Genomic DNA, 24036 nt, shown 5'->3' with positions numbered 1-24036 from the left:
GTTACTCAATAATCGGTTTGCCTTCGTAATTTACTTTTCTGTAAGGCACCGTTTCCGTCTCATCCACTAAGTAATTCCATTGCTTTACATACTCCATTCCGGGCTTAAATTCGTCTTTTCGTTTGCGCAATTCCCCTTTTAAGTCAGCATCCAGTTTGTCCTGAATTTTTTTGTACTCAGCTTTCCCCACCAAATTGTTGAGCTGAAGCGGGTCTTTCAGGTTGTCGAACAACAGCCATGGGCCGTTTAGGTCGCGGGTGTAGGTGTATTGGTGCGTGAAGAGGCCTCGGTATTCTTTGCCGCCCATTTTCCGGGTCCATTGCCCAAAAGGCTGAGTGCAGGAAATCAACGTATGCTTGACGTTGTCTTTTTTTGTTCCTTTCAAGACGCCCGAAAAATCAATGCCTTCGACCGACGCTGGAACGGGAATATTGCACAGGCCCAACAGCGTTGGCATGATGTCGGGGGAGTTTAGGAGCGCCTCGGAAGTTTTGCCCGTTTTACCAAACAATTTAGGGTAATGAAGCAAAAAAGGCACTTTGATGCTTTCGGCGTAAGGCTGCTGTTTGTTCCATGAACCGTGCGCGCCGAGTAAATCGCCGTGGTCAGACGAAAATACGATGATGGTGTTGTCTTCGATGCCCAAATCAATGAGCGTCTGCCACATTTTGCCGATGCAGTCATCAATCGCTGCAATGTGTGAATAATAGCCTCGGAGGTCATTTTTGACCTTTTCGCGTTTCTCCACGGGCACATTTTCATTGATGATGATGTCTTTGTTTTCAAACATTTTACGGTATTTTTCGGGAGCCGTTTGGTACGGGTCGTGTGGGCTACCGATGGAAATAAACACCATAAAAGGATTGGTTTCTTTGGATTTGGCGGTCATGTAGTTGCAGACATCGTCGGTCTGCGCGATGACATCGTAGCCTTTCCACACCAATTTTTTATTGGAATCGCCGGCGTAGTAGGCCGAATTGTTGTAATCGTGGGTGCATTCCAAGGCTTTCCAATAACCAAATCCCTGCTGACGCGTCGGTGGAATGTAGGTGTTTCGGCCGTGCCCGTCGATGTGCCACTTGCCCACAAACCCCGTGGTGTAGCCGTGTTTTTTATAGACTTTCGCTATTGTCGTGGCGTTGGTGTCCAGTAAAACATCATTCATAAAAACGCCGTTGGTGAGCGGGTACTGCCCCGTCATGAGCGAAGCGCGGTGCGGCGTGCAGACGGGCGTGCCCGATACGGCATTTTTGACGTTTACGCTTTGGCGTGCCAATCGGTCGAGATTGGGAGCATACACATTTTTATCACCTGCATAGCCCGTGGCCTGCGCCCGCCATTGATCCACCAAAATGTAGAGGATGTTGGGTTTTTTGGCGGTGTTTTGTGACAAAAGAGTTTGGTTGTTTTTGAGAACAATCAAGGCAATGAAAAACAGATTTATGCTTATTTTTTTCATAAATAGTTTCAGGTAAAAGGTAAATCTTCAAATGGAGATTACACAGAGGACCAAAGAGTTTAAAATTGAGAGCCACAGAGAAAATATTGATTTTACTTTATAATTTCTGTGGTTGTTTGTGATTCGTCTCAATATCCCGGATTCTGAGTTAACTTATTGATGGAGACCTCATTGACTGGAATGGGTGCAAGTAGTTTATTGGGGGTCAAAGTATAGCCTTCGGGATAAAGAAATGTCTTTTTGGCTTTTTCGCGAATGCCGTGGGCGGTCATTACTTCAACGGCCTTGCCAGTACGCTTGAGGTCGTACCAACGTTGGTTTTCAAAACAAAACTCTACCTGACGCTCTTTGGCGATGAGCGTTTTTAGGGCTTCTTTGCCCAATGCGCCCAACGGGGCGGTGAGACCTGCCCGAGTTCGCACTTGCTGAACGTAAGGAATGGCTTCGCCCGTACGGCTTAGTTCATTGAGCGCTTCGGCGTACATTAGCAAGACGTCCGAGTAACGTAACACAGGAAAATTGTCGCCACAACGGTCGTCAGGGGCAGAAATAGGCGCTTTGTATTTGGCACAATAGGCGATAGGACGTACGACATTATCCCAGTCCAGTCCATTCCAAAAGCCAATCGAAACCGCTTTGCGGGTATCTCCTGCCTCAAAAGCGTTGATTAAATCGTCGGTAGGTTGATTCCAACCCGCGCCTACGATGTTGATATTAGGGCGATTCGTAACGGCTCCCCCCGAAGTATGCGGGGCAAACAGAAAGATGAATCGGTTGGCGAGTTCAGCACTGTTTTCTGAATACTGAACCGCAAAGATGGTTTCTTTGAAGTCCTTTTTGGCCGGATTGAAAAGGTCGGCGTAATTGGGTAAAAGGGCGTATTTCCCCGAATTAATGACGGTTTTCAGGGTTTGTTCGGCTTCGGCATACTTGCCAAGGGTGAGATACACTTTGCCCAACAGCGACAGGGCCGACATTTCATTGGCCCGGCCTACTTCTTCCACATCCTTGGCTTTGGCAAAACGCTCGGCGGCCTGTTTTAAATCACTGATAATACTGTCATACACCTGCGCTTCCGTTGAGCGCTTAATGTCCACTGCTTCTTGCGAAGTGGTGGGGGCTAAAACCAAAGGTACTCCGCCAAACTGTCGAACAAGGTTAAAATAATACAGCGACCGTAAAAAGAGGGCTTCGCCCGCACAACGTTCTTTGAAAGATAGTTTCGACCAATTTACGCCTTCCCGATCCAATTCACTCAGTAATTTATTACAACGCGTAATGCCGTTGTATGAGAGGTTCCAAAAGGCCGAAAAGGCGATATTGTCACCTACTAAAATGAATTGGTCAATGACTCCCCGCGAGGCTTCCCCCGTTCGGACGTTGTTTTGAAAACTTGCGTTATCAGAAATTAACTCGGCCAAAATCCAGTGGTTGTTTTTTTCATTATCACGCAAAGGAACGTAGCAGCCGTTGGCCAAAAGGGTGTATTCTACCTCTGTTTGGTAAAAATTCCCTTCGTTGAGGGTTGATTTAGGATAGAGTTCCAGAAACTTGTTGGTGCAGCCTGTCATCAGGGAGAGTGCCAGCACATATATGATTTTTTTCATGTTAAAAGTCGTTTTTTTAGAAGGATAAATTCAGGCCCACTGAAGTAGTTCGCGCAAGTGGATAAGATGACATATCAAAGCCTGGTGAAAGCGTATTGTTAATGTCTCTGGACTGTGCTTCGGGATTAGCGCCTGTGTAGTTGGTAAACATGGCCAAGTTTTGTACCGTAAAATAAAAACGGCAACTGTTGACAAAACCCGTTTTTTTGACCAAGCCTTCGGGAAGCGAATACCCAAGGGAGAGATTGGAAACGCGGAGGAAAGAAGCATCTTCTACCCAACGGCTGTTGACGCGGTGCCCCCAGCTTGGCGTTAGTTTAGGCACGCCGTAAAGCATTCCGTCGCCGGGGTTCTCGGCACTTCTCCAGCGGTTTACAAACTCTTTATTTACGTTGAAAAAACCCTGTAAATTGTCGGTTGACTGCCGCAATCCGTTCATTACTTGGCCTCCCTTTTGGCCGTTCATGATGACTCCCAAGGTAAATCTTTTGTAAGAGAAGTTGTTTGAGAAGCCAAAAATAAAGTCGGGATGAGGGTTGCCGAGCATGGTATAATCCAAAAAGTCGTTGATAACACCGTCGCCGTTGATATCCCTGTATTTAGAATTCCCCTCATAGACCTGTGCAGTTTTGACGATGTTGGGATTGGCGATGTCTTCGGCGGTATAAACGCCGTCGGCAATAAACCCAAAGAATTGACCGATGGGCTTTCCTACCACCGTAATGTGGGTGGGATTGTTGTCGTTGTTTCCTGATAAAATCCGATCCCCGTTTTCATTTAGAGAAAGTACCATATTACGATTGAATGCGACATTCAAATTAAAGTCCCAATTAAACGGTCCCGCTAGGGGTGTTCCTCCGAGTGAAATTTCAACGCCTCGGTTTCGCACGTTTCCTTTATTAACAATCTGTGAATTGAAACCCGTAATGGCAGGGATGACGTCGTTGAGGAGCATGTTTTTGCTCTTTTTATTGTAAAAATCTACAATCAAAGAAAGGCGGTTGTTGAAAAATTCGGCATCCAACCCCACATCAATTTGTTGAGATTCTTCCCACGTCAAAAAAGGATTGGATAACCCCACGAAAGAAGCCGAAACTTGGGTGTTTCCGAAGACATACGCGCCGGGGTTGATGGCGGCCAAGTGCGAATAATTCCCAATGTTGTTATTGCCGCTTCTGCCATAACTGGCCCTTAACTTGAGGTTGTTCAGTACTTTGTTGTCTTTCAAAAAATCTTCTTCGGAAATACGCCAAGCGGCGGCGATAGAAGGGAAAGTAGCGTACCTGTTTTTTGCGCCAAAACGAGAAGAACCATCAGAACGGAAGGTAGCGGTAAGTAAATATTTATCGTCGAAAGAATAATTGAGTCGTCCTAAGTAAGAAATAATGCTCCACTCCTGTTGACTTTCTCCCCAACTTCCGATGGCCTGTGCCGCGTTGATGGTCTGAATCAGGTCGTTAGGGTAAGGGCTGGCGTTGAGATTGATGGCATTGGAGCGGTCTTTCTGTGTAGTATAACCCAACAGGGCGTTCAACCGATGTTTCTGAATCGTTTTGTTGTAAGTAAGTGTATTTTCGAGTAGCCAGTTGAAACTGTCGCCCCTCGAATTGCTCGACCGCCCCGTTCCGGCAACGGGTGGAATATTGGACGCACCCACGGTACTTGGCGTGAATTGGTTAAATTTAGAAGTTGCCCAAATGGTATTGAGCGACGATTTTGCTCTTAAATCGGGCGTAATCTCCCATTCCAAATAGGCCGAACCGAGGTTCTGAAACTGTTGCTGTAATTGGGTAGTTTCTCGCAACACAAAAAGCGGATTGGCAAAGCTCCACGCCGAGTGGTATTTGCTCTGTGGCGAGCGAATATAGGGGATAAGGTGCCCGTTGGCATCGTACGGGCTCATGACTGGGTTTGCCCAGTTGGCTACCCCAATTACGTCTTCACGACTTGAATTGGTGTTGGTCCGATTTTGGTTGATAAGCGTAGGTTGGAGCGATACTCCCACGGTAACCTGCTTGCTCAAATTGGACTCAATGCCCAGATTGGCACTGTACCGCTCTACGCCTGTGTAGCGCAAAACACCCTCTTGTTTATAATACCCCATACTGAAATTCATACGAGAATCCTGCGTACCTTTTTGAATACTCACGGTATGGTCTTGAATCGGGGCAGTTTGGAGCAGTAAATCATACCAATCGGTGCCGTCACCTACCAATGAACTTGGGTTTTGATATTCAACGGGGTAGTCATTGATGGTAGCGGCTCTGTTTTCGGCGCGCCGAACGGCAATGTCAATTTTATTGCGCTGCAAATCAGCAAATTCTTGCTGATTCATCAAATTAGGTCTGCCTTTTTGGGGAACCTGCTGTACCCCTCTCATAGAAGATACATTGACTTGAAGGCGATTGTATTGGCCTTTTTTGGTCGTAATCATAATCACCCCGTTGGCCCCGCGTGAGCCGTAAATGGCCGTAGAAGAGGCATCTTTCAAGATGGAGATTGACTCGATGTCGTTGGGGTTAATCAGTAGGAGAGGATTAAAATTTTGATTCAATCCTGCGGCATAAGGCATTCCATCAACCACGTACAAGGGTTCATTTCCCGCACCAAGTGAACCGCTACCACGGATTCTTACGGAAGTACCCCCACCGGGCGCGCCCGATAGTTGCTGTATTTGAACCCCTGCTACTTGCCCAATCATTTTTTGGTCAATGCTCGATACGGGCAAGTCTTTAATGGTGGTTTGATTAATCGTGGCTACCGAGCCCGTCACATCTTTGGCGCGTTGGGTGCCATAGCCCACCACCACTACCTCACCCAATGCCTTGGTGTCAGTTTTGAGGCTGATATTGATTTGGGTACGGCTTCCCACTACTATTTCCTGCGGCTCGTAGCCTACAAAACTGAATACCAATACGGCGTTATTGTCAGGTACGGCGAGCGAAAACTCTCCGTTGGCGTTGGTTGATGTTCCTTTTTGGGTTCCTTTCAACAAAATACTCACGCCCGGTAGCCCTTCGTTTTTTTCAGCGTCGGTTACTTTGCCTTTGATAACCTGCTCCTGAGGCTCGATTGCGTTTGGGATGGGGACCGATATTTCGTCGATGGAGGCTGATTTTTCGGGCAGTTTTTTGCGTAACAAAATGCGCGTTCCGACCACTTCGTACGAAATATTGAGGGGGGTAAGCAGCTCTCTCAATACTTCAGAAAGCTTATTGGTCATACTCAATGATACTTTTTGGTCGGACCGGATGGCATTGGGACTGTAGACAAACTTGATATTTGCCTGTTTCTCAATCGTATTAAAAACCCGCTTAATTTCGACCGATTCGATTTTGAGCGAAACGGAGGTGTTGAGCACTTCTTGGGCTTTTGTGTCGCGGGCACTGGCTAATCCGCAAAAAGCGACCAGTAGCAGAAATTGGGTAACCGTCATTCTCATCGCTTTGAGTAAGAACGCTTTGGTTCGTACATTTTTTTGCATAATTTTAACATGTTTTTGGTTTGAAAAGGGCAAAAACTCCCCCGCAAGGCTACGTTTCGTGCACGCATGAATCATTGCCAACCGAACGCCAATTCGGCTGCGGGTCACTCCAAGCCGACAATGCTCGCAACATTGTCGGCTTTTTTGGTACTTGGCGGCAAGCCACCGTTATTGGTTAATTGTTATTCGTTATTCATCAAAAAATCTTGACACAATAAACATGAATTGATTATTCATACTTCTTATTTCTTACCTCCTACTTCGGTCTTGCTGCTTCTGACTCCCCACTCCTCAAAACTCATTTACATCCCTCCCCATTAATAAAAATGCTCGTGCCGCGTTGCTCATAAGAGGCATTGACCGATTTGCAAATCAAATCAAGCTGCGTACGGAGGGGCAGTTCGTTCAAATCGGCCGTAAACACGCACTGGCTCAGCATCTGGTTTTCTATGATAATCTGAAGTCCATAGGCATTTTCCAGTTTTTTAAGCACGTTGGGCAACGGGGTTTCGTCAAAAATAAAGGTGGTGGGATGCGTCGGAGGCTGAATCACAACGGGTTTTTCAACAATACTCGGGGTTAGTTTTCGAGAAACTTTGTCAAAGATGATTTTCTGATTGGGCGTCAAAATCAGGCCGTTACGTTGTTGGGTCGGTTTGGCAGAGTTTTCGTAGACCGATACGCGTCCCGTGGCCACCAACACTTCAATGGATTGGGCATCTTCGTACGATTTGACCGTAAAACTAGTTCCTAAAACCTCCGTCACCAGCTCGCCGGCATGAACGACAAATGGCTTGGTTGGGTCACGTTTAACGTTGAAAAAAGCTTCTCCTCTTAAAAATACACTCCGACTCTGCTTGCCAAAATGCTCTGGATAGGTCACGCTGCTGTTGGCTTTCAAAATCACCACACTACCGTCTTCCAAGTGGATTTGTCGCGGATTGGCTGCCGTATTTTTAACCTCAATACCGTGCGGAGTTTGGAGGGTGTGAGTGATAGGGTTTTTGTTAAATTTAGTTGGCTGAGAAAGAAACCATCCACCACCCAAAACGATGGCCACAGAAGCGGCCGCCGCCCATTGAAACCATTGTGCTTTGTAGAAAGGGCGTATTGCTGTTTCCTCAAAAACGGCTTCTGTGATGCGTTGCCAAAGGCGTTTTTTGACACTTATCTGTTCGGGTTCGCTCAGAATTAACGTATTGGTTTTGAGCGTATTTTCCTGCCATTCATGTACCAGCCTTTCTTCGTCGGGGCTGCACTCGCCCGCGAGGTATTTTTCCAGTAATTGATTAAATTCGTATTGGTTCATTGGTTAGTCGATTGTGAAGAAATGGGAGGATATTAATTGTCAGAATAATAGGCTTTTAACTGCTCTTTCAAGACTTTGAGCGATTTGGTGATGTGGTATTCCACGGCTTTTTCCGACAGATTCAACTGCTGCGCAATGGCTTTGACGGATTGGTTTTCAAATCGGCTCATCTTGAATATCTCGACACTTTTTTCGGGTAATTTCTTCATTGCTTCTTCTACGGCTTTCGACAAATCGGCAAATTGAACGCTTTCATCGGTGACGTAGGATTGGCGTATTTCGTTGAAAATCAAATACTCCTGAAATTTTCGCTGCGTAATCTGCGACTTTACGTAGTTGGTAGCCAGATACTTGATTGATACCACCAAATAAGCACTCAAATGTCGGATGATGCTCTCTTGGCGCTTATGCCAAATCCGCTCAAACAGGTCTTGCACCAATTCTTCAGCTTCTTCACGGGTTCCCGTTTCGTGGTATGCAATGCCCAATAGCTTGTACCAATAGCGGTTATAGATTTCTTCAAAAGCAGATTGGTCGCCACTTTTTAGAAAATCTACCAATTGCTCATCTGTTAGGTTGCGGTGCTTCATCTCAAAATACGGTCGTACTTGTATAGTCAATTAGCTAACCAAAATCCCTAAATGATTTTAAAAATTCTTTAAATAATTTTATGTTTTTGTTGAAACCAGCGCTTTTTTAACCAAAAAAGCGCCTTCATTCAATCAAAGGCGCTTTAATGAAAAAGATAAATGTGCGTCAGGATTCTGAAGTGTGCGTCAGGATTCTGAATTGTGCATCAGGATTCTGAATTGTGCATCAGGATTCTCAAATCCTGATGCACAATTGATTAAAATCCCGACAAAGCCGATTTTTTATAAGTAAGAACGTATTTTCCTGAGCCCACCGTAACTGTATTTAACTCCCGACGACCTACCAACTTGGACTTTACGGCCGTGGCGGCAAGGGCTTTGCCATTAAAAATAATGTAGTTTGTTGGGGTTGGCGGTAGACAAATCGTAGCCGTGGTGTTGACGGGCACCTCAAGAGTCATCGTAATAATATCTCCCTTTTTTTGCCAAGCCGAAACGATGGTGCCGTTGATGGAACGGTGTGTAGCCCTTAATGAATTGATATTAGGAGCCATAACTTCGGGTTGAATAAGGAAGTTTTTGAAGCCGGGCGAGGTCTCTTTGATGCCCGCCATGTTTTCAAACATCCATTCGCAAATCGACCCAAAGGCGTAGTGATTGAAGGAGTTCATGCCCGCAGGAAAACCGCCTTCACGCGTGAAACTGTTCCAGCGTTCCCAAATTGTATTGGCTCCGTTGGCAATCTCAAAACCCCACGACGGGTATTCTTTTTGAAACAATAGCTTATAAGCGGTTTCGCTGTTGCCTGTTGCCGAAAGTGCTGGAAGCATGGGCCGAACGCCCAAAAAGCCCGTTGTTAGTTTATTGCCATTATTGACTACCAATTCATTCAGCCATTTGGCGGCTTTTAGGGTATGCGTGCTGTCCAAAAGATTCATAAAAATGGCGTTGGCGTAGGCCGTTTGAGTGTGGCCTTCAAAGCCCATTTCTCCGTCAACGTAGCCTTTTCCATTGCCGTAAGCAGCGGCGTTGCAGATAAATTTGCCTTCGGCGTTGGTGTAATGTTTCAAGAAAGCCGCTTTAACTTTGGCGAATACTTCTTTAAAATGGGCTGCCTCTTTTTCATCGCCGATGGCGGAGGCCATTTCTTGCATCAAGCTGGCCGAATACGCATAATACATCGTAGCCAGCATATCGGGCGGTGTTTTTTTGCCCACGCTCAGCCAATCGCCAAAGCCGCCTTTGGGGTCAACTTCGGCAAACGCAGTTTCCTTAAACACGTACTCACCTTTGCTTTTTGTTTCCAAAAACTGCATGAATTTCTTCATTTCGGTCCAGTGTGCTTTGATGATTTTGGTATCGCCATAAGACCTAAAAATTTGGTACGGATAAATGATACCCGCTTCCATCCATCCCGGCGAGTATGTGTCGGTGACGCGCACCGAAGGAGCTGGGGCGTAGACGGGATACGCACCGTTGGCGAGTTGGGCGTCGTTCAAATCCACCACCCATTTGGTGCCAAAGGCGGCAATGTCGTTGTTGAGGGTGGCACTTTTGACGTAGGCTTGGGCGTCGCCTGTCCAGCCCAAGCGCTCGTCGCGCTGCGGGCAGTCGGTCGGAACTTCCAGATAATTAGACTGCTGTGTCCAGATGATGTTGTGATACAGTTGGTTAACAAAAGCGTTGTCGGTTTCAAACGTCCCCGCTTTGGGCGTGGCCGATGATAGCACGATGCCCACAATGTCCTGCATTCCCGGTGCGTACTTCAAGCCTTCGATTTGCACGTACTGAAAACCGTGGTAGGTAAAGCGCGGTTCATAGATTTCGCCGTTGGGGTCGCCTTTGGCGATGTACAGGTCGGTACCCCGCGCTTTGCGCAGGTTTTCGGTCATGAGTTTACCATCAGGATAGAGCATTTCACCGAATCTAAAAAGGATAGAATCGCCTTTGGCGGCTTTGAATCGGATACGAATCAGCCCCGCGAAGTTTTGCCCCATGTCCACCAAATAGGCATTTTTGCCCATTTGCTTACTATTTTTTGGCGTTAGTCTGGCCACTTCTTGTACGGGGTCGCCTGGGTAAACTTGAAGTTGGCGCTCGGTTTTATCCGAAATGGTAATCGCTTTTTTCCAAGTCGCCTCATTATAATTGGGTTGATTCCACCCCGTTAGCTCTTTGGTTGCGTCGTAGACTTCCCCGTTCAGAATATCCGATTCTACGATGGGGCCGTAGTTGGCTTTCCACGTATTATCAGTCGCAATTATTTCTTTTTGACCGTTGGTGTATTCAATTTCCAATTGGGCTTTTAGGACAGGCACGTCGCCGTAAAAGTTTTTCACAACGGGATTTCTAACCAACAAAGCATAGCCCAAATACCCAGCATACCAACCGTAAGAAATGATAGAACCCAAGGCGTTTTTGCCGGGTCGGAGTTCTTTGCTTACGTCAAAGGTTTGATAATAAAGGCGTTTGTTGTAGTCGGTCCAGCCGGGAGTGAGATAATCTCTACCGATTTTCTTGCCATTGATTTGAAATTCATACAAACCTAGCGCTGTCACGTACAACCTTGCTTTTTTTACGACACCTTTTATTTCGACATCTTTTCTTAGATAGGGGGCAGGTGGCAAATGGTACTCTTTACCTTTACCTAAATGATTCAGATTGAGACCAATGAAATCGGCTTTCCAGTCATTTTTTTGCAATAAACCCATTTCCCAAGTAGCGGGAGCGCTCCATGGTCCGGGTTGGTTTTTCTTGTCCCAACTGCGGACTTTCCAAAAGCAAATCTGCCGTGATTCAAGTGGTCTTCCTGCGTATTCGATTTGGGAGGTGGCGTTGCCCGTGACTTTTTTGGTGTCCCATAAATCTGCTTTTCCTTCCTCCAGAAGGGTAATGGAAGACGCCACCAGAATTTGGTAGCCCGTTTGGTATTGACTATTAACCGCCGAGGTCAATTCCCAGCTCAAACGCGGATGAGCCACGTCGGTGACGGGGTTGATTTTGTATTCAGAACGCAGGTAGGTAGCTTTTAAGTCGCTTTGGGCGGATACGTAAAGAGAGAAAAAAACGAACAATAATTGGAGGTAAAGCTTCTGAATCATAGCAGTTTAAGGGGTATTAGGATGTATAGTAGGGTGCAAATAACCGTGAAACCTCGGTAAAACTATCCTTTACCAACCTATCTTTTATCCAAAAAAATCATTTTTCATTCCTGCTTAATAGCCTGGCTTTGTAGAAAACAAAAAAATCCCCAACAATACGCTGGGGATTTGATAAACAAGGAGTGTATTTTTTAGCCAATCGCCTCGTTTAGGTCTGGCAAACCGCCAAAGCGTTTCAGCGTATCTACGTGCGATTGTAGTGCGCTCCAAAACGTAGGATTTTCCATGTAAACCAGCCCAAAATCTTCGGCTGTTTGTTTGACGATGGGCGCGATATTGGGATAATGGACGTGACAGATTTTGGGGAAAAGATGATGCTCAATCTGGAAATTCAAACCGCCTACGTACCACGACAGCCACTTGTTGCGTGGCGAGAAATTGACCGTGGTTTCCAACTGGTGAATGGCCCAATCTTTGGCCACAATACCCGTTTCGGGAATCACCGGGTGGGATGTTCCTTCTACGGTATGCGCCAATTGGAAAATAACCGTCAACACCAGTCCAGCGGTGAAGTGCATGACCAGAAAACCAATGAGGATTTCTGAAAAAGGAATCGAGAAAACCACCACTGGTAGCACCAAAAAGATGGCGAGATAGGTCGATTTAACCACAATCAAATTAAGGAGCGTCATGGCATTTTGTGCTTTGGTCTGCTTATTGACGCCGTTGCGGATATAAGAAACGAATTGGATGAAATCTTTCAAAAGTACCCAATACAAGGTAAGAATTCCGTAGAAAAAAAATGCGTAAATCCACTGAAAGCGATGTACTCCTTTGATTTCGGCGTGGGGAGAAAGTTTGACAATACCCCGGTCGCGAATGTCTTCGTCCATTGGTACAATATTGGTGTACGTGTGGTGAAGTACATTGTGTTGTAATTTCCAATTCAGAACGCCTGCTCCCGCCAAATAGATTGAATAACCCAGCCATTTGTTGACCGCAGTACGGTCTGAATAGGCGCCGTGATTGGCATCGTGCATGATACTCATCCCAATGCCCGATATGCCAAATCCCATGACAATCCAGAGCGGTATGCTTGCGGCGAGCGAGGGCTGAAAAGCGAGAATACAGATAAAAGGAAGAATGTAGGCGCTCAACAAAACGACCGTTTTGACAATCATCGTTCGGTTTGCGTGCTTTGGGATATTGTTTTCCTTAAAATAGGCGTCTACTCTTTTTTTTAGGGTTGGGAAAAATTGACTTTTTTCTTGGGCAACAAATTTTACGTTTTCTTTAAGTTTCATTAAAATTAAAGGTTAGATAGGCTAAATGTACGAAGCGAAAAATCAAGAGAAGAAGAAGAGTTGTGAAGTCTAAACCTATTCAGGAAACCGCCCTATATTAAAAACGAAAAAGTTTGAATTATAATTACTGATTTAGCAAAAATTATAATTCAGAAACCAACTGATTGGCGAACGTATTTAGTAATTCTACAATAGGTTGACGCAAAGATACTGAAAGTCATGCAGATTGATTGCAAAAGAATTTTTCTGAGCAGAGCAGCAAGACAAAAAAAACTTGAAATTCTAAAATCGTCTCTTAGTTTCAGCACATACATCGTGTAAAATAGCGTTTGATTGCGCATTTATCGGTTTAATCGGAGTAAGCTGCTGTCATTTTATTGTTCTAAAATGCAACTAATGTATATCCTAAAATGAACGATTAATAAATTATCAACAGATTGTGTCTCTTTTTGTTTGCGCAGTCCTGCCTTTCGTTTATTATTGTAAAAAAACCTGCCAGATTTTTGATTGTCAGGACTCAACGTTAGAGGTGAAATTTCACAACTGTTTCTGCTTGACGCGGTTACAACGTGCCTGTTCATGTCTACAAAAGAGCTGTAATGGTGGAATTGCCGCATACCCCCCCGCCTATACAGCATATAAAAATGGAATCGTAGTTGAACAGATTTTAATTTTAGTATGGAAAATGAACCAGTATGGATACTGATTTCAGAATTGTTGGAGAGCGGATTGGAATATTCTGTTCAGCTTGGCAGGATAGAAAATAAAGATACGTGGATACTCGAAAACAAGGAGAAAGAAGTAGTCGCTTATCAAATAGCCGAACCCGGAAAAGCCCCGTTTTATAATGTTTACTGCTTAGTGGAATACGAACCTGAAAATGAGGGAGAATCATCAACCCCTGAGATAATCGCTTTTTTAATAAAAGGAAGCTAGATAGGAGTAATTGCTCAACTTTTTTGCTTGATTTTCCAACATCCATCCTGCTTTGTTAGGATTCAAGGCTGAAAGGGAAAAATTTAAAATAATCAATTGGCAACCAAAGGGGCCACAGCCATTTGGCTGCCAATTGATTATGTGAACGATTGTTCGGTAAGTGATAAACTGAATTGAGATTGTTTTGGTGGTTGTAGGTGTTTTTGGCGGTTGTTGGTGTTTTTCCACCAACAACCATTTAACTGCCTTTATTGTGAAAGCAAACTCGCCGAAAGTTCATCCAAATACAAACTGCAATTGGGGTGTTTTTGTAAAATACTCGCAGGATAGAGGTTGCTTACTTCATGTTCCAAACAATCTTTGACGGCCTGCGCTTTTCGTAAATCGGGTACCGAGCAAATGAGGTGCGCGGTTTTCATGATTTGTTTTACCGACATACTGATGGCCTGTTTGGGTACATCTTCCAAAGTCGGAAACCACCCTTCGTTCATTTGCTGACGGCGGCATGGCTCGTCCAAATTTACCACGATGTACGGATTTTCGGTGTCAAAATCAGCCGGAGGGTCGTTGAAGGCCAAGTGGCCGTTTTCGCCGATGCCGACCAGTGCGACGTCGATGGGAAGTTGCTGAATCAACGCGCCCAATCGTGCACATTCTTCTTCGGGATTGACTTCGCCGTCAATTAAATAGCTCGCTTTCAGCGGTGGCACCTGGTCCAAGAAACGCTCTTTGAGGTATTTACGGAAACTCGCTGGGTGGGAAAGTGGCAGACCGATGTATTCGTCGAGGTGAAACATCGTGACCTTGCTCCAATCAATGTCTTTATTGTCAATCAGTGTTTGTAACGTTCCGAATTGACTCGCCCCCGTGGCTAAAATAACGTTGGCGAAGCCTTTTTCGGCAATGGCGCTGCGGATTAACTCGGCCGCTTTTTGCCCAGAAATCTCGCCTAAATCAGCGGGGTTTTTAGAAATATGGATGTTCATAAAATAAAGAAAAACAGAGGTACGGATTGAGGTGAGTTATAGTGAACGTTCTTTGATTCTGGTATTACCGCCTTTGGTCATAGAAATATCGACGGGTGCGTTATTTTTCCACGACCCACCCGTGAAATCAGGCACGTCGATGGACGTCGAGCGGTTGGCCACCGACCACTCGCTCAGCGGCGCAATGGCGCTCCACGAAGCGGCGTCGTACACGTCTTGGTCGAGCGGCAGGCCATTGCGGAGGCAGTCAATCAGCCGCCAGTCCATCAAAAAGTCCATGCCGCCGTGGCCGCCCACTTTCTTGGCCAGTTCGCCGATGCGTTTTATGATTTCGGGCTGATATTTTTCTTCTAGTTTTTTGTATTCTTCTTCCGAAATCCAATCGTGTCCCGTGGAGATTTTACCGGGGAGCGGATATTTGAGCGCCGTGGCTTTGGTACCGCTCACCAAGTGAATGCGTGAATAAGGGCGCGGAGAGGTTACATCGTGCTGCACCATGATGGTTTTGCCTTTTTGGGTGCGAATCGTGGTTGTGTTCATATTGCCGCGGAACGACGCATTGGCAAATTGCTTGAAATCGGCATCGGTGGCGGCCAATGCGTGCGCCCTCGGTGCCAACATAAAATCATTGCTCGCCATCGAGACCAAGTAGTCCATTTTATCGCCGCGATTGATGTTCAAAATCTGACAAATGGGGCCCAATCCGTGCGTCGGGTAGAGGTTACCATTGCGTTGATTTTCTTTCAGCCGCCAAAGGTCGTAGCGTTTGCTTTTATCAAAAAACGAATCGTAAATGTCGTGAATATAAGCGCCTTCTACGTGAACTACTTCCCCGAAAAACCCCTGACGGGCCATGTTGAGGGTGAGCAGTTCGAAAAAATCATAACAGCAGTTTTCGAGCATCATGCAGTGTTTTCTCGTCCGCTCGGAGGTTTCGACCAGTTTCCAACAATCTTCCATCGTTGTAGCGGCGGGAATTTCCACGGCCACGTGTTTGCCTTGTTCCATGGCGTAGAGGGCCATGGGCGCGTGGAGGTTCCAAGGCGTGCAGATGTAGACCAAGTCAATATCATTGCGCTCGCAGAGTTTTTTCCATTCGTTTTCGCCTCCCGAATAGAGCGTTGGATTATGGGGTGTATTTTCCAGTTTCTTTTTGGCTTCTTGTGCTTTTTCGGGCCGGATGTCGCAAAGGGCTTTCACCTCCACATTTTCGAGGTACACGATGCGGTTGAGTGCCCCAGAACCGCGATTGCCCATGCCAATATATCCAATCCTGACGGTCTCGATTTTGGGCGCACCGTAGCCACTCATGTTAAACTTCTGCGCGTGAGGTATGAGTGTTTGTTGTTGAATATGATTCAGGGAAGAGACTGGTTTGGCCGTGGCGCAGGCTTGCGTAATGCCCGCAGAGAGCAGGCCAAGGCCCATGGTTCCCGTTAGTTTTAAAAAATCGCGGCGTTCTTCCGATGATTTATGCATAATCGTTTGCAGGTTTAGGCTTTAAGGTTGAAGCAATGAGGGAAAATGAATGAAAAAAGTATCACTTGTTATAAGAGGCAAGGAGTAACAAGTATTACTCAATACTGCGATATTTTGGCTATTTTTGCCCTCTATTTTTTATTTAATATTGACGCATGGCCCGTACTGGAAAAACCTCAACAGAACCCCTTAAACCCAAAGAAACCCCGCTTAACCGCCAATATAATCAGATAAAATCACGCTATCCGGGAGCTATGTTGCTCTTTAGGGTGGGAGATTTTTACGAAACATTTGGGGAAGATGCCATCCGTGCCAGCCGAATCCTGGGCATTGTGCTTACCCGTCGCAACAACGGCGGTGCGCAGGAAGAATTGGCGGGTTTTCCGCATCATTCGTTGGATACCTACTTGCCCAAGCTCGTTCGGGCGGGTGAGCGGGTGGCCATTTGTGATCAGTTGGAAGACCCCGCCGTGGCCAAAGGCATCGTACGGCGTGGGGTAACGGAGCTGGTGACGCCGGGGGTTTCATTCAACGACAATGTGCTGGATACCAGACGGAATAATTATTTGGCGTCGGTTCATTTTGGCAAACAAAACACCTTCGGGATTGCCTTTTTGGATATTTCGACGGGGGAGTTTTTGACCACTCAGGGCAACAAAGAATACATCGAAAAATTGCTGCAAAGTTTTGCGCCGTCGGAGGTACTGTACTGTAAAAAATACCGTCAGGAATTCGGCGAGCTGTTTGGGGATAAATTTCATACCTTCTGCCTCGAAGATTGGGCGTATACGCACGAGTTCGGCTACGAAATTCTCATTAAGCATTTTCAAACCACTTCGCTCAAAGGATTTGGCGTCGAAACCCTCACCGAAGGCATCATTGCGGCGGGGGTGATTTTGCGGTATTTGGCCGATACCGAGCACAAAGACGTGAAGCACATCACGCGGCTGACCCGCCTCGACGAAGAAAAATACGTGTGGCTCGACCGCTTTACCATTCGTAACCTAGAATTGGTGTATCCCCAACAAGAAGGTGGCGTGCCGTTGATTCAAATACTCGACCAAACCGTGACGCCCATGGGCGCGCGCCTGCTGCGTAAGTGGCTGGTGCTACCGCTGAAAGATAAAGCGCCAATTGAAGAGCGCCTCCAAACGGTGGAGTTTTTTCTCCAAAACGAAGAACTGCTGGACGAAATCACCCTGCACCTCAAGCAAATAGGTGACCTCGAACGCCTCATTTCAAAGGTAGCGGTTCGACGCATCAACCCACGGGAACTGCTGCAACTGAAGAAGTCGTTGAGCCATATTGCGCCCGTGAAAGAATTGCTGCAAAAGGCGTGGAGCGGAGAGGTAAAAGGGAAGGGTACAAAAGGAGAAGAATCACCAAACGGTAACGAATCCGAAACTCAGTCGTCCGTTTCTCCGTCATCCTCTCTGACACCGCTACGCAAATACGCCGACCAGCTCAATCCCTGTGAGTTTTTACTGGAAAAAATTGAGACCGAACTCCGCGAAGACCCACCCGTGGTGACCAATCAGGGCGGTATGATTAAGAGTGGCATCGATGCTGATTTGGACGTGCTGCACAAACTGGCGTTTTCGGGCAAAGACTACCTGATACAAATTCAAAACCGCGAGATTGAACGGACGGGCATCACCTCCCTCAAAATTGCCTACAATAAGGTGTTCGGCTACTACCTCGAAGTGACCAACTCCCACAAAAACCGCGTGCCGCCCGAGTGGATTCGGAAGCAAACCCTCGTGAATGCCGAGCGCTATATTACGCCCGAACTGAAAGAGTACGAAGATAAAATCCTGAGTGCCGAAGATAAAATCTTTGCCATCGAGCAGCGTATTTTCAATGATTTGGTGATGATGGCCAACGATTACGTGGCGGCGGTACAGCAGGATGCTCGCGTGGTATCGGTGCTGGATGCGTTGGCGTCTTTTGCGCGGGTAGCCCGTAAAAACAATTACAATAAACCCAAAATTACGGAAGATAAGTCGCTGAAAATCAAAGAAGGACGTCATGCTGTGATTGAACAGCAGCTGCCGTTGGGCGAAAGCTACGTGCCCAATGACCTGTATCTTGACGACGAAACACAGCAGATTATTATCATCACGGGCCCCAATATGGCGGGAAAATCGGCGTTGCTGCGCCAGACCGCGCTCATTGTGCTGATGGCCCAAATGGGCAGTTTTGTCCCCGCCGCCGAGGCCGAAATCGGGTTGGTAGATAAGATTTTTACGCGTGTAGGAGCTTCCGACAACCTGAGTCGCGGGGAGAGTACGTTCATGGTCGAAATGACCGAAACGGCGAGTATTCTCAACAACCTCAGCGAGCGCAGCCTTGTGCTGATGGACGAAATCGGGCGCGGAACGAGTACGTACGACGGCGTCAGCATCGCGTGGAGTATTGCGGAGTTTTTGCACAATCACCCGCGCCACCGCGCCAAAACGTTGTTTGCGACGCACTATCACGAACTGAACCAATTGGCCGACGATTTTCCGCGCATCAAAAACTTCAACGTGGCGGTGAAGGAAGTAGGCAACAAAGTGATTTTCTTGCGGAAATTGAAAGAAGGCGGCAGCGAGCACAGCTTCGGGATTCACGTGGCGCAGATGGCTGGGATGCCACAGGAGATTGTGCTGCGCTCCAACGATATTCTGCACAGCCTCGAAAAGAGCCACCAACGGGCTGAAACCAACAAAGCCGTGAAGGAAATGCCCAAAGTAAACTACCAAATGACGCTATTTGAGCCGCAAGACCCCAAAATAGAAGAACTCAAAACCAAGCTCAAAGCTCTGGATATCAACACCCTTTCGCCAATTGAAGCCTTACTGAAACTGAACGAATTGCGACGGTTGGTGGAGTAAGAACTTACATAAAGAACAGATTAACAGCTTTTAAGAATGAATTTCATGACTCGTTACTTATGGCTAATGCTTTGGGTGGTCGTTGCTTCCCACTTGCACGCTCAAAATTGGCAGAACCCCTATCAGGAAAGATTCAACAGGCAATTTGCTGCCAAAAGTTATGAACAGGCCGAAATTGATTTCAAGAATGGCAAGCCTGTTATAACGTTGGTTCTGAATGAGTTTGCCAAACCTTTGGATGCACCGCTTGCGCAATTGGTGGATGTAGAGCAGGTATTTGTCCAAATTTCAAGGTCAGATTCGGTAAGAATGGCCGCTCTTTTTGACGAACTGAGCCGATTGCCCAAGTTAAAGTATTTGAGTATAAGTGGGAACATTATCAAACCAGGTGACACTCTAAAGATACCCGCTAACGTAGCGAAGTTGAAAGGTTTGGAAGGGCTCAGTCTTAAAATGATTGGGAGCCTAGATTTAAGTGCTGTTTGGCCTGTGTTACCCAATTTTAAGCAGTTGGCCGCTCTGGACATAGAGTTGCCCTCAAAACAAATGCGTTTACCATTGGCATTGCGAGAATGTAAAAATCTGAAATCACTAAAGATTTCATCGTTTGAAGGACAGTTGCCCGATTGGCTTGCCGAGCTAAAAACGCTTGAGTATATAACGCTCCAAGGAAAGTATCATGAGAATAAGGTACAACCCTTGTTAACTTACCCAAAGACTTTGTCTGAATTTGCCTCTTTAAAGGGGTTAGAAATCAGTAACTTTAGATTCAAAGGGGCTGATTTTAAAGGTTTAAGTGATTCATTACAGCATCTTTCGGTAAATAATTGTACACTTTCCGAGCCCGATGAATTGATAAACGCCTTGAATCGTTGTCAGAGATTAGAGTCGTTTTATTTGATAATGAGTACTTTACCTTCTTTTTCTGCGGCTACAACGATAGCATTACCCAACCTAAAGGAATTGATTTTTTGGAATTTATCCGAAGATTCATTGCGGAAAAATCCTCTTTCCGCAATGCCTGATTTTTCAAAATCCATTGGGTTGAAAGTGCTTCAACTTGAAAGGGTACTGGGAGGATCTTTGCCGAAAGGGATAGAAAGAATGACTGAATTGGAAACGCTCAATCTGGCCGAAAATCGTCTCACCCAATTGCCTGATTTGGGCAAGCTGACGAAGCTCAGGAACCTTATCGTCAATAACAATCAACTGAAAGAGTTGCCTAATGATATAGGCAAAGCCCTAAAGCTCAGAATGTTGAATGTGGAAAATAACCAATTGGCCGAACTGCCATCAGGGTTGGTTAATGCGGTTGAATTGGAGATGGCCTTCTTGGCCGACAACAACCTGATAAGGCTTCCTGCAGAATTCTCAAAGTGCAAAAAACTAAAAGAGCTGAATGCGAGAGGGAATCAATTGACCGAATTACCCAAAAATATCGGCAGTTGGGTTAGCTTGCAAAATCTACAATTAAACAATAATGAATTGACCGAGCTCCCCAATTCCATCGGTCAATTGAAACGCCTCAGAGTCCTTGATGTTTCCCATAATCCACTGACTCAACTCCCTGAATCGTTGGGCGACTGCGACAGCCTCTCAATGCTAACGCTGTCGAATTGTCGTTTGGAAACCTTGCCTAATTCGCTGGGAAAATTGCAGCACCTAAATTTTCTTAACCTTGCCGACGCTGACGTCTTGTATTTTAATCGGAACATTAATAGCCGAACGTTGGACCAAGTGCCAGCCAAAAACCACAACCAACTTCGGTCGTTGCCAGCGTCGTTGGCCAATTGCCGTAAACTGCTCAGCCTTGATTTATCCCGTAATAAATATTGGGATGAAAAAGCCCTGTGGCCCGTGATTCAACAACTCCGTATGCCGAAGGGAACCGTCAACTTGACCGAGTGTAATTTGAGTGCTATGCCAATGACGGGTTGGCTGGATACGCAGATACAAAACCTGCATCTGGTTAAAAATGAACTAACACAATTCCCAATTGAGTGGTACAAGACCCAAGGAATCAAATCCATTGTGTTGTTTCGAAATAAATTAACGCCGCCGTCATTAAATCAGGAATTCCATTCCTTTGAAGAGCGCTTGTTGCTGGGAGACGAAATGGGAATAGACGTTCCCAAACCTTTTCCGAAGACCAAAGATATGGCGAGGGCGTACTTAAATCAGGCAGGAAAAAAAGTGAATATGGGTGATATTCCGCGCTTTGTGGAGTACATGAAAGAAGTGCAGCGCATTGATTCTACCGCCGCGAAATATGCTCCTGAATTATGGTCGCGTTTCTATTTTCATACCCATCAATACCGCCGCGCTGTCGATAGCATGAATGTGGTGGTTGAGCGTTATTTCAGGTACGAAAAAGAACTTCTAAAATCTCTTGGGCAACAACCGCAACGTGGACTACCCGTAGCACTTTATGTTGACCTGCGTGGACAATCTAAATGGAAGCTCGGCGATTCGTTGGGGGCCATCAAAGACTACGAACTGCTCCTAAACGACTACAAACTTTTTGCGCCCAATCTGTGGGGCCGCCTCGGGGTGTGGTACAAGAGGTATCGCCCTACGGCTGGCAAAAGTGGCGCGGCGTTTGACAAAGCGATTAACATGTATGAAGCCGTCCGCAATCCACTTCCGATGGTGCAACTCAGCGCGGCCGAAGTGTACTTGATGAATGAACAACCTGACAAAGCTTACGAATATCTTTTTGGACTTGACCGGACAAAATTCAAACTTGAAGAAAACCGTTTGGCAGATTATCTGCTGTTGACGGCGCAGGTTGCCCAAAAACAAGCGGGAGAAGAGGACGTAGAAACCTTTGAAAAACGCTTGAAATCAGAAAAAATAAAAATACAAGGCTGGAGTTATCAACTGTTTGAAGAAGCATTGGACAGTTTGGAATACCCCACCGAGCAAAAAGCCCTCATTCGTCGTCTAACGGTTGCGTTGAAAATGCAAAGTGTTTTGGTGGATTGATCAATCTCACTTCTTCCGAAATCCATAGGGGCAGTGCCGACAGCCGTTTTTGCAGCAATAGCCGCGTTTGAGGTGATAGGCCGCCGTAAACACTAAAAAACCGTTGGGGTCGGTATAATAGTCCTCGTCTTCTAAGCCGTGGCGCTTAAAAGTGGTTTTTTTGTGAGTAAGAGAGGAACGCTGACTGCTCAAAGCAATGATTGTCTTTGGTGTAATGGGGGATAAACAGCAAATGATGCAGAATTGTTTTAGGTCTTGTTTGATTATTATCTTTTATTGGCAATATTAAATCTAGCAATCATTTGATTATTAGATAATTGGCCGATAAATAAGTTGCAAAAATAGTTTGTTGTTTAGGTTAATTTTATGCCAAACAACTCTTTGGAACGTAGCCATACCCAGGTCACGATAACCATCGTAAGCCCGCCGCCGATCAAAACGGAAGGGACTGTTCCGAACACTTTGGCCGCTACGCCTGATTCAAACGCCCCTATTTCGTTGGAAGAACTGATGAAAACGCTGTTGACCGAAAGCACGCGTCCGCGCATGTGGTCGGGCGGGACCACCTGCAAAATCGTCTGACGAATCACCACGCTGATGGCGTCAAATGCGCCCGTTAGGAAGAGCATAAACACCGACAGCCAGAAATTGGTAGAAATGGCAAACACCAAGGTGGCCACCCCAAAGCCAGCTACCGCAATGAGCATATTGCGCCATGCGTTGCGGGTGGGAGTGTAATAGGCCGTGGCAAAAATGGTTAATACGGCCCCCACAGAAGGCGCGGCCCGCATGATACCGAGTCCTTCGGCGCCTACTTTCAGAATATCTTCGGCAAAAACGGGTAAAATGGCAATCACCCCGCCAAAAAGTACCGCCGCCAAGTCGAGCGAAGTAGCATAAAACAGAATCTTTTTTTCGTACACAAACTTGATGCCTTCTTTGATGCTTTGCCACACGTTTACTTCGGGGCCTGCCACTTCGGGAATCGGTTTTTTCTTGATTAAAGCTAACAGGATTTGACTGACGATAAACAGCGCCACTACCACCCACAGCGTATTGGTCAAGCCAATGTACGCATACAAAAAACCCGCAATGCCTGGCCCGGCGATGGCACCCGTTTGCCAAAATGTACTGCTCCAAGTGGCCGCGTTTGAGTAGACTTCGCGGGGTGTCAAAAAAGCCTTCATGGAAGAAGAGGCGGGAGAATAAAATCCTTTGGCAAAACCAATGGCGGCCAAAATTCCGTAGACGGTCAGGAGCAAAGACGTGGTCGAGTACTCAGCGCGGTGCGCTGGATACATCACCCAAATCAACGCCAATGAGCAGCAAAGTATCACACTTTGGCTGATTTGCATGATGGTACGCTTATCTTTTCGGTCGGCGTAATGCCCTCCAAATAACGCAATTGAAATGTAAGGTAGTGCTTCGGCCAAACCGATAAAGCCCAGCGAAAGAGGGTCATGGGTGAGCTTATAGAGTTCGTAGCCAATGACTACCTCCTGAATCATGACGGCCGCGGTAATCATGCTGTTGGCTGAAATCAATCGGACAAACTCGGGATACCGCAACGCGGCATAGGGGTCGTTGGTGGAAGTTTTCAAAGTGTTCTAAACTATGTGCGCTGTGTTTTTATGGGGTTGCAACTAGTTGCCTACCTAAAATTTTAACCTAATTCCTTAAAATAAAGTTGCTTTTTAAACCTTAAATTAACCGAAGAATTTTGGACAATGAGCTTAGCGTTGGGCGTATGTGTCACATTATGAGGCTCTTTTATTTGTTCTAACAAAAGCCGTGCGGCTTTTCGCCCCGTCTCCCAAACGGACGGCTCCTCGGTAGTAAGTGACGGTTCAAAGATGGCCGAAAGGGGGGGGCATTGCTAAAACCTAGAATTCCTAGTTCCTGCAGAATTTTAATGTCCCA

General features: G+C 46.2%; 15 protein-coding genes. 4 read left to right on the top strand and 11 right to left on the bottom strand.

The window, feature by feature from the left end; genetic code table 11:
* Nucleotide 1: 1 nt before the first annotated feature.
* The 3 genes from NCI00_RS05230 to NCI00_RS05220 form a co-directional block, all read right to left on the bottom strand.
* Nucleotides 2-1459: a sulfatase family protein gene (locus NCI00_RS05230; protein WP_253525725.1), complete on the bottom strand. Its 1458-nt coding sequence runs from the start codon at nt 1457-1459 to the stop codon at nt 2-4.
* Nucleotides 1460-1587: 128 nt separating this feature from the next.
* Nucleotides 1588-3066, bottom strand: a complete 1479-nt coding sequence (locus NCI00_RS05225; protein WP_253525723.1) for a RagB/SusD family nutrient uptake outer membrane protein — start codon at nt 3064-3066, stop codon at nt 1588-1590.
* Between the two features lie 16 nt (nt 3067-3082).
* Entirely contained in the window at nt 3083-6550 is a 3468-nt protein-coding gene (locus NCI00_RS05220; RefSeq protein WP_253525721.1) for a TonB-dependent receptor, read from the bottom strand.
* Between the two features lie 20 nt (nt 6551-6570).
* Between NCI00_RS05220 and NCI00_RS05215 the strand changes: the two genes are divergently transcribed.
* Nucleotides 6571-6729 carry a hypothetical protein gene (locus tag NCI00_RS05215; protein WP_253525718.1) on the top strand — a complete coding sequence of 53 codons (159 nt, stop codon included), beginning with the start codon at nt 6571-6573 and terminating at the stop codon, nt 6727-6729.
* 119 nt (nt 6730-6848) lie between these two features.
* Here NCI00_RS05215 and NCI00_RS05210 read toward each other — a convergent pair whose 3' ends face one another.
* The 4 genes from NCI00_RS05210 to NCI00_RS05195 all read right to left on the bottom strand — a co-directional run bounded on the left by NCI00_RS05210 (nt 6849) and on the right by NCI00_RS05195 (nt 12854).
* A complete protein-coding gene (locus NCI00_RS05210; RefSeq protein ID WP_253525715.1) occupies nt 6849-7859 on the bottom strand; it encodes a FecR family protein in 1011 nt (336 codons plus the stop codon).
* Nucleotides 7860-7891: 32 nt separating this feature from the next.
* Complete coding sequence (locus NCI00_RS05205) at nt 7892-8449, bottom strand: RNA polymerase sigma factor (protein WP_253525713.1); 558 nt, start codon at nt 8447-8449, stop codon at nt 7892-7894.
* Between the two features lie 257 nt (nt 8450-8706).
* Nucleotides 8707-11550 (bottom strand): family 78 glycoside hydrolase catalytic domain, encoded by a 2844-nt coding sequence (locus NCI00_RS05200; protein ID WP_253525711.1) that lies wholly within the window; start codon nt 11548-11550, stop codon nt 8707-8709.
* A gap of 191 nt (nt 11551-11741) precedes the next feature.
* Entirely contained in the window at nt 11742-12854 is a 1113-nt protein-coding gene (locus NCI00_RS05195) for a fatty acid desaturase family protein (RefSeq protein WP_253525709.1), read from the bottom strand.
* A 678-nt stretch (nt 12855-13532) separates the two neighbouring features.
* Between NCI00_RS05195 and NCI00_RS05190 the strand changes: the two genes are divergently transcribed.
* A complete protein-coding gene (locus tag NCI00_RS05190) occupies nt 13533-13790 on the top strand; it encodes a hypothetical protein (protein WP_253525707.1) in 258 nt (85 codons plus the stop codon).
* 248 nt (nt 13791-14038) lie between these two features.
* Here the strand turns inward: NCI00_RS05190 and NCI00_RS05185 are convergent, their stop codons facing one another.
* On the bottom strand, nt 14039-14776 hold the full coding sequence (locus tag NCI00_RS05185) for a glucosamine-6-phosphate deaminase (RefSeq protein WP_253525705.1): 738 nt from the start codon (nt 14774-14776) through the stop codon (nt 14039-14041).
* A 36-nt stretch (nt 14777-14812) separates the two neighbouring features.
* Nucleotides 14813-16255 carry a Gfo/Idh/MocA family protein gene (locus NCI00_RS05180; RefSeq protein WP_253525702.1) on the bottom strand — a complete coding sequence of 481 codons (1443 nt, stop codon included), beginning with the start codon at nt 16253-16255 and terminating at the stop codon, nt 14813-14815.
* Nucleotides 16256-16410: 155 nt separating this feature from the next.
* Here NCI00_RS05180 and mutS point away from each other — a divergent pair, with 155 nt between their 5' ends.
* Complete coding sequence (mutS, locus tag NCI00_RS05175; RefSeq protein ID WP_253525700.1) at nt 16411-19131, top strand: DNA mismatch repair protein MutS; 2721 nt, start codon at nt 16411-16413, stop codon at nt 19129-19131.
* Between the two features lie 45 nt (nt 19132-19176).
* Complete coding sequence (locus NCI00_RS05170) at nt 19177-22116, top strand: leucine-rich repeat domain-containing protein (RefSeq protein WP_253525698.1); 2940 nt, start codon at nt 19177-19179, stop codon at nt 22114-22116.
* A gap of 6 nt (nt 22117-22122) precedes the next feature.
* Here the strand turns inward: NCI00_RS05170 and NCI00_RS05165 are convergent, their stop codons facing one another.
* The gene (locus NCI00_RS05165; protein WP_253525696.1) at nt 22123-22308 is read right to left on the bottom strand and encodes a C1orf53 family protein; all 186 of its coding nucleotides are present in this window, start codon (nt 22306-22308) and stop codon (nt 22123-22125) included.
* 161 nt (nt 22309-22469) lie between these two features.
* A complete protein-coding gene (locus NCI00_RS05160) occupies nt 22470-23717 on the bottom strand; it encodes an MFS transporter (protein ID WP_253525694.1) in 1248 nt (415 codons plus the stop codon).
* Between the last annotated feature and the right edge of the window lie 319 nt (nt 23718-24036).

Source organism: Runella salmonicolor, assembly GCF_024158025.1.
GTDB lineage: Bacteria > Bacteroidota > Bacteroidia > Cytophagales > Spirosomataceae > Runella > Runella salmonicolor.
The sequence above is the reverse complement of the archived record's forward strand: the minus strand, read 5'-3'. Positions and strand labels throughout refer to the sequence as shown.

Excerpts from the sequence above, each read along its gene's own strand:
- NCI00_RS05205 (WP_253525713.1), bottom strand. The coding sequence starts at position 8,449 with ATGAAGCACCGCAACCTAACAGATGAGCAATTGGTAGATTTTCTAAAA.
- NCI00_RS05230 (WP_253525725.1), bottom strand. The coding sequence starts at position 1,459 with ATGAAAAAAATAAGCATAAATCTGTTTTTCATTGCCTTGATTGTTCTC.
- NCI00_RS05190 (WP_253525707.1), top strand. The coding sequence starts at position 13,533 with ATGGAAAATGAACCAGTATGGATACTGATTTCAGAATTGTTGGAGAGC.
- NCI00_RS05225 (WP_253525723.1), bottom strand. The coding sequence starts at position 3,066 with ATGAAAAAAATCATATATGTGCTGGCACTCTCCCTGATGACAGGCTGC.
- NCI00_RS05200 (WP_253525711.1), bottom strand. The coding sequence starts at position 11,550 with ATGATTCAGAAGCTTTACCTCCAATTATTGTTCGTTTTTTTCTCTCTT.
- NCI00_RS05220 (WP_253525721.1), bottom strand. The coding sequence starts at position 6,550 with ATGCAAAAAAATGTACGAACCAAAGCGTTCTTACTCAAAGCGATGAGA.
- NCI00_RS05170 (WP_253525698.1), top strand. The coding sequence starts at position 19,177 with ATGACTCGTTACTTATGGCTAATGCTTTGGGTGGTCGTTGCTTCCCAC.
- NCI00_RS05195 (WP_253525709.1), bottom strand. The coding sequence starts at position 12,854 with ATGAAACTTAAAGAAAACGTAAAATTTGTTGCCCAAGAAAAAAGTCAA.
- NCI00_RS05185 (WP_253525705.1), bottom strand. The coding sequence starts at position 14,776 with ATGAACATCCATATTTCTAAAAACCCCGCTGATTTAGGCGAGATTTCT.
- mutS (WP_253525700.1), top strand. The coding sequence starts at position 16,411 with ATGGCCCGTACTGGAAAAACCTCAACAGAACCCCTTAAACCCAAAGAA.
- NCI00_RS05210 (WP_253525715.1), bottom strand. The coding sequence starts at position 7,859 with ATGAACCAATACGAATTTAATCAATTACTGGAAAAATACCTCGCGGGC.
- NCI00_RS05180 (WP_253525702.1), bottom strand. The coding sequence starts at position 16,255 with ATGCATAAATCATCGGAAGAACGCCGCGATTTTTTAAAACTAACGGGA.